Source organism: Clostridium tertium, from assembly GCF_902652255.1.
Lineage (GTDB): Bacteria > Bacillota > Clostridia > Clostridiales > Clostridiaceae > Clostridium > Clostridium tertium_A.
Genome location: NZ_CACRTO010000049.1, coordinates 186,507 through 192,912 on the forward strand (window position 1 = coordinate 186,507; position 6,406 = coordinate 192,912).

The window sequence follows — 6,406 nt, forward strand, 5'->3', positions numbered from 1 at the left end:
TTTACCCTATGTATTCTTTATAACTTCCTAGAATTGAACAAAAAATAAGAGAGATTAAAAATAATCCCTCTTTATTGGTGCGTTATCAGGGGATCGAACCCGGGACACCCTGATTAAGAGTCAGGTGCTCTACCAACTGAGCTAATAACGCATATTTGGAGCGGGTGATGAGAATCGAACTCACGTAACTTGCTTGGAAGGCAAGGGCTCTACCATTGAGCTACACCCGCATGTCTTATTGACAATAACATTATATATTCACATTAAGTTACTGTCAATAATAACTTTTTCTCTTATATTATTTCAGTAAGTGATTTTAATAAAATATCTCTAAATCTCTCACCATAACTCCTATTTATAGTAGCTTTTTCACATATACTTTTCCATTCAGACAAGTCTACTCCCGTTCTATTTATGAATTCTTCTTCTGTGGCTGTCATATAACTTGAACCTACCACAAATTCACCTAAATCTTTTGGAGAGTCAAATATTTTTAAGTATAAAAACTCCTTATTGTCACCATACCACGTTCTATTAAAATCTCTTGCAAACCTTTGTAATGATTTAAGCAGTTGATCCTTAGGAAGATTCCAATAACTTCTTATCATCTTAACATGTTTTCTCATATTATCTGCTTCTTCTTTTGAAATCTTTTTATTTTTTTCTCCATCTGAAATTATTCTATCTACTGGAACATTTGGAACACTTACAACTAATCTTTCCTTTCCATATATCCATTTATAAAATGCTTCTTGCAAAAATGAATATTGGATGTATCCTAATAAGCTCTTCTCATTAGGAAAATAAGACCATATATTATTTAGTCCATTATTCTTACAGAATATTAAACTATGGATATAAATGCTTTTCTTGTCAGGCAATTTATCCATAAACATATGCCCTCTTATAGTTTTGTTTTCGTTTATTAATTCTTCCCAGTAATCAAATGAATCATAATTATGTCTCATTGTATCACCTTTCTTTCAGTTCCCTAATATAATATACTATATATACATTATATAGTAAGATATACCTCATTTTCAAGTATTTTTAAAGAATATAACAAAGTAATTTTAAACACTTGTATTTCTAAATATTCAGATAATATGTTTTTTTTATTGAATGCTCCTTATTTCCACTATAACAAAATTATCATTTAAATATTAAACAAATTGAATACTTATACTTACAAAAACATTAATTTTTGTTAAATTCATAATATTATAGATTATTAATCTGAAAAATTATATAATATTATTAAAGATATATAAAGGAGGCATGACTTTGTACCACTGCGAAATTTGTGGAGCAACAGCGGACATTCATCATATAGTTCATAAACACGAAGGTGGTTACGATATTAAAATTAACTATAAATATCTTTGTAACTACCACCACAGAGGGAAGTACGGTCCCCATAACTGCATAGAAACTGATGTTAGATATAAGCTGGAAATGCAAGATAAGCTATTTGCGCTTTTACCTAAAGAATACTATACAGCTAAGGAGCTTTATAGCCTTTTAGGAATTACTAATTCTTCATTAAAGCGATTAGTTAGAAAGCTAAGACTTTATAAAGAGGGTTATTCAAAAAAGGAAATTATTCAGACCCTTATGGGTGGTAAATTATACTCCTATAATATCCTTACGGAATTGGAACTTGAACGCCTTTTCCATAATATTAATATTAGCTGATTTCTTCTTTAATATTCAGTTTTAAAGAAAAATTTCATATATTTACTAAAATTATCAGCTAATTTAAAATGAATATTGACATTACAATTTTTAATATTTATAATATAAATTAAATATTTTAAAACGTTGAAGAGAAGAGTAAACTAAAATATCATTTAAAGAGAGAGATAAGCTTGGTGAAATTATCTTATTTGAATTTAGTTGAAGACCACCTCTGAGTGACTCTAATAAAGTCCGTTTATATCACGTTACGATGTCTTAAGTGGCCTAGAATTTTAGGCAAATTAGGGTGGAACCGCGGGAAATTAAGAATTTAATGCTCTCGTCCCTTCTATTTATGAAGGGATGGGAGCTTTTTTATTTCCAAAAAATTCTCATAAAAAAAAATTCGACTAATCATAAATCGCACTTTGCGATATTTATTTATAAAACATGGAAGGAGCAAATGAAATGATTAAAATTACTTTAAAAGATGGATCAGTTAAAGAATTTGAAGCTGGCGTTTCAGTATTAGACATAGCAAAAGCAATAAGCGAAGGTTTAGCTAGAAATGCTTGCTCAGGAATAGTAAATGGAGAGGTTGTAGACTTACGTTATGTAGTTAACGAAGATTCAGAACTTGCAATATGCACATTTGATTCTCAAGAAGGAAAGGATGCTGTAAGACATAGTATATCTCATGTATTAGCTTATGCTGTTAAGAGATTATTCCCAGAAGCTAAATTAGCTATTGGACCAGCAATTAGTGATGGATTCTACTATGACTTTGATGTAGAGAACTCTTTCTCTGCTGAAGATTTAGTTAAATTAGAAGACGAAATGAGAAAGATAATAAAAGAAAATCCTTCAATTGAAAGATTTGTATTACCAAGAGCTGAAGCAATTAAGCTTATGGAAGATGCAGGAGAAACATATAAGGTTGAATTAATTAATGATCTACCAGAAGATGAGGTTATTTCATTCTATAAAATGGGAGACTTCGTTGATTTATGTGCTGGACCTCATTTAATGTCATTAAAGCCAGTTAAGGCTGTTAAACTTCTTAGAAGCGCAGGTGCTTACTGGAGAGGTGACGAAAAGAATAAGATGCTTTCAAGAGTATATGGAACTGCATTCTTAAAGAAATCTGATTTAGATGCTCATTTAGAAGCTTTAGAAGAAGCTAAAAAGAGAGATCATAATAAATTAGGTAGAGAGCTTAAAATCTTTACTACTGATGAAAAAGTAGGTCAAGGTTTACCTCTAATAATGCCTAAGGGTGCTAAAATTATTCAACTTCTTCAAAGATGGGTTGAAGATGAAGAAGAAAAGAGAGGCTATGTATTTACAAAGACTCCTTCAATGTCAAAGAACGATTTATTTAAAGTTTCTGGACACTGGGATCACTATAAAGATGGTATGTTTGTTTTAGGTGATGAAGAAAAAGATCCAGAAGTAATGGCTTTAAGACCTATGACTTGCCCATTCCAATATACTATTTATAATGCAGAGCAACACTCTTACAGAGAATTACCTATAAGATATGCTGAAACTTCTACTTTATATAGAAATGAATCATCAGGTGAAATGCATGGATTAATTCGTGTAAGACAATTCACTTTATCTGACGGACATATAGTTTGTAGACCAGATCAAATTGAAGAAGAATTCAAGGGTTGTGTAGAATTAATCAACCATATAATGACTACTTTAGGTATCGATGGGGATATTTCATTTAGATTCTCTAAGTGGGATCCAAACAATACTGAAAAATATATTAACAATCCAGAAGCTTGGGAAGAAACTCAAGTATTAATGAAGGGTATCTTAGATCACCTTGGAATAGAATATGTTGAAGCTGAAGGGGAAGCTGCTTTCTACGGACCAAAACTTGATATCCAATTCAAGAATGTTCATGGAAAAGAAGATACAATAATAACTATCCAAATTGACTTTGCTCTTGCAGAAAGATTTGATATGACTTATATAGATAAAGACGGAAATAAGAAACGTCCATTTATCATTCATAGATCAGCAATTGGATGTTATGAAAGAACTTTAGCTATGCTTATTGAAAAATATGCTGGTGCATTCCCAACTTGGCTTGCTCCAACTCAAGCAATAGTTTTACCTATTTCAGATAAGTACAATGACTATGCAGAATCAATAGTTAAAGACTTTAAAAATGCAGGTATAAGAATAACTGCAGACTACAGAGCTGAAAAGATTGGTTACAAAATCAGAGAAGCTAGACTTGAAAGAATTCCTTATATCCTAGTTGTTGGTGAAAAAGAAGCTACTAACAATGAAGCTTCAGTAAGAAGCAGAAAGAATGGAGAAGAAGGCGCAGTATCAGTTTCTGAATTAAAGAATAGATTAATTCTTGAAATAGCTAATAAAGAAAACTAATCAATGTAGAATGTAGAATTCATAATGTAGAATGAAGGTAAAAAATCCTCTGAATCGGATTTTTAGAAATTAAATTTTTTAGGAGAGTCATAAAAAATCTAAGATTTTTTATGGCTCTCCTTATTTATAATTATTTTCTAGTTATGAGATATTCTTTTTTTCATTTATTATTCTTTCATTACATGTTTTGATTATTTTAGTTAGTATCTTATTTAATTCAATACATTTTTCTTCTAACTCTACAGCTTTATGTTTTTCTAAATATCCTGTTTTATACATTAACTTAATCCAGTATTCAGTTTCATTACATTCTTTTAAGTCTATTGTAAGTTTATATTTAAAATCAACCTTACTAGGTGCATTTACCGCTTCACTAACGTTAGCCCCTATACTTGTTCCTGCTTTTAAAAACCGTTTTGATAAAACAAATTCTTTGTATCATTAACTAATGCTTTATAAGTCTCCACTACTTGAACCGCAAAATCAAAAGATTTAATAACTATTATATTATCCTTCATAATATCATCCATATCTTGATATTATGATTCTTACCTTATTGCACTGATTTATACTTTTAAAAATTAATTTAAAGAAACTCGCCCTAAAGCGAGTTTCCACCTAAATTCTAAATTCTACATTATCCATTCTTCATTATTCACCTGCGTATTATATAATACCCATCATGATCATCAAGTAATAATACAGCACTACCTATTTTCTTTCCATCTTCAAGTATAGTTAATTTAACAGTTATTGTTTTTGTAATAGGTGCATCCTTATTAAACCCAACTATTGTCATTGGTGAAAAACGAACTCTCCCCCCATCATTTACCACCTTTTTGCTCCATTTGCCTCCATCACTCAATCTTTCTTCCGTAGTATTAATTAGTTCCCATTGATATTTTAAATTTTGTTTACCCGTGTCATCCATTTTGGGGGTAAATTCCATACTTGTTGATAGATGCCCAGCAGCTTCCTCTTCAGTTGAATCTATAGCTACCTTAATTTCTTCTATATTTTTATCTTTACTTCTCATACTTTTGATTAAAATAAATGCACCAACTATAAATACTAGAATTACAATTATAATTAAACCTATTTTTCTTTTTCTCATTAAAATCATACCCCTTATTTAAATATCAATAATAATTCTGTAAGACTTTAAAGCAAAATAATATCTTTAGTAATTCCTATAAAGCTTAGCTATTCTTGTGAGTATGTTACTTTATAGCTTACTATTCCTTGTCCAACTTTCTTATTACTCTACAAGGATTCCCAACTGCCAGTACATTCTCTGGTATATTTCTAGTTACAACACTACCAGATCCAATAACTGAATTCTTTCCTATTCTCACTCCTGGGTTAATTGTAGTGCCACCACCTATCCATGCCCCATCTTCTATTTCAACTGGATCTGCATATTCTAACCCTTCCATTCTTTCCTTAATAGATAAAGCATGATTTGCAGTAAATATATTTACATTTGGCCCTATCATAACATTATTTCCTATAGTAACTCTTCCACAATCTAATATAGTGCAATTAAAGTTTGCATATGAATTTTCACCCCAGTGAATATTGTATCCATATGTACATCTAAAAGGCTGCTCAATATAAAACTCTTTAGGAGATTCCCCAAATAAACTCCTTAGTAAATCCATTCTTTTTTCTACTTCTCTTGGGTGCAATGAGTTATATTCAAATATAATTCCACTAGCATTTTGCCTATCATTAAAAAGCTCTTCTCCTAAGGAAACATACCAATCTCCCCTAATCATCTTTTCCTTCTCAGTCATTATATAATCTCCTCTTTAATTAATTAGTTTTTCTAGTAATTACTATGTACAAAATGCATAATACTAATGAAATTAGCATTGGAATAACTGCTAGTCCAGATCCTATTTGCGCTTTTGATATAATAACATATGATGCACCTACTATTGATAAAATAGCAAAAACTATAGTCAAAACTGCTAATAATTTTTTCATATTATCACTCCTATATAGGTAAATCTTAACTTTATTATACTTATTTTACCAATACAATATAAAAAAAGAAAGCTATAACTAATAACTTTCTTAATAATCAAATATCAAATTAACTTTCATAATAAATTTAAAGAAACTCGCTTCAAGGAAGTTTCCTCATCGGATTGGCCCCCTCAAATGGGACCTTATACACTGATTACTAACTCATTCTTAAAATTACAGTTTTTTAGATTGTAGAACTCTTCTGGAGTTCTATAATCTATTGCTGAATGAACTCGTTTAGTGTTATATCCATTAACATATCTTTCAATCGTATTTTCAGCTTCTTTAAATG

7 protein-coding genes, 2 tRNA genes, 1 pseudogene and 1 other annotated feature are annotated in these 6,406 nt (G+C 30.2%); of the genes and pseudogenes, 2 read left to right on the plus strand and 8 right to left on the minus strand.

Features of this window, described 5'->3' with window-relative positions; genetic code table 11:
- Positions 1 to 75: 75 nt before the first annotated feature.
- The 3 genes from GPX08_RS16900 to GPX08_RS16910 form a co-directional block, all read right to left on the minus strand.
- Positions 76 to 151 (minus strand) — tRNA-Lys (locus GPX08_RS16900).
- Positions 152 to 156: 5 nt separating this feature from the next.
- Positions 157 to 230 (minus strand) — tRNA-Gly (locus GPX08_RS16905).
- A gap of 63 nt (positions 231 to 293) precedes the next feature.
- On the minus strand, positions 294 to 968 hold the full coding sequence (locus tag GPX08_RS16910) for a hypothetical protein (RefSeq protein ID WP_156627984.1): 675 nt from the start codon (positions 966 to 968) through the stop codon (positions 294 to 296).
- A gap of 310 nt (positions 969 to 1,278) precedes the next feature.
- Here GPX08_RS16910 and GPX08_RS16915 point away from each other — a divergent pair, with 310 nt between their 5' ends.
- Complete coding sequence (locus tag GPX08_RS16915) at positions 1,279 to 1,695, plus strand: HNH endonuclease (protein ID WP_156627985.1); 417 nt, start codon at positions 1,279 to 1,281, stop codon at positions 1,693 to 1,695.
- Between the two features lie 117 nt (positions 1,696 to 1,812).
- Positions 1,813 to 2,028 (plus strand) — a binding site (T-box leader).
- A 117-nt stretch (positions 2,029 to 2,145) separates the two neighbouring features.
- A complete protein-coding gene (gene thrS / locus GPX08_RS16920; RefSeq protein ID WP_156627986.1) occupies positions 2,146 to 4,083 on the plus strand; it encodes a threonine--tRNA ligase in 1,938 nt (645 codons plus the stop codon).
- 141 nt (positions 4,084 to 4,224) lie between these two features.
- On the opposite strand, the pseudogene GPX08_RS16925 reads toward thrS, so the two are convergent.
- From GPX08_RS16925 to GPX08_RS16945, 5 genes and pseudogenes are all read right to left on the minus strand, one after another.
- Positions 4,225 to 4,601: pseudogene (locus GPX08_RS16925) on the minus strand (four helix bundle protein).
- Positions 4,602 to 4,738: 137 nt separating this feature from the next.
- Positions 4,739 to 5,197 carry a hypothetical protein gene (locus GPX08_RS16930; protein ID WP_156627987.1) on the minus strand — a complete coding sequence of 153 codons (459 nt, stop codon included), beginning with the start codon at positions 5,195 to 5,197 and terminating at the stop codon, positions 4,739 to 4,741.
- A 121-nt stretch (positions 5,198 to 5,318) separates the two neighbouring features.
- The gene (locus GPX08_RS16935) at positions 5,319 to 5,879 is read right to left on the minus strand and encodes a maltose O-acetyltransferase (RefSeq protein ID WP_156627988.1); all 561 of its coding nucleotides are present in this window, start codon (positions 5,877 to 5,879) and stop codon (positions 5,319 to 5,321) included.
- A 19-nt stretch (positions 5,880 to 5,898) separates the two neighbouring features.
- Positions 5,899 to 6,072: a hypothetical protein gene (locus GPX08_RS16940; protein WP_156627989.1), complete on the minus strand. Its 174-nt coding sequence runs from the start codon at positions 6,070 to 6,072 to the stop codon at positions 5,899 to 5,901.
- A 185-nt stretch (positions 6,073 to 6,257) separates the two neighbouring features.
- Positions 6,258 to 6,406, minus strand: a 149-nt coding sequence (locus GPX08_RS16945) for a transposase (RefSeq protein WP_156627990.1), incomplete at its 5' end; no start/stop codon positions are given.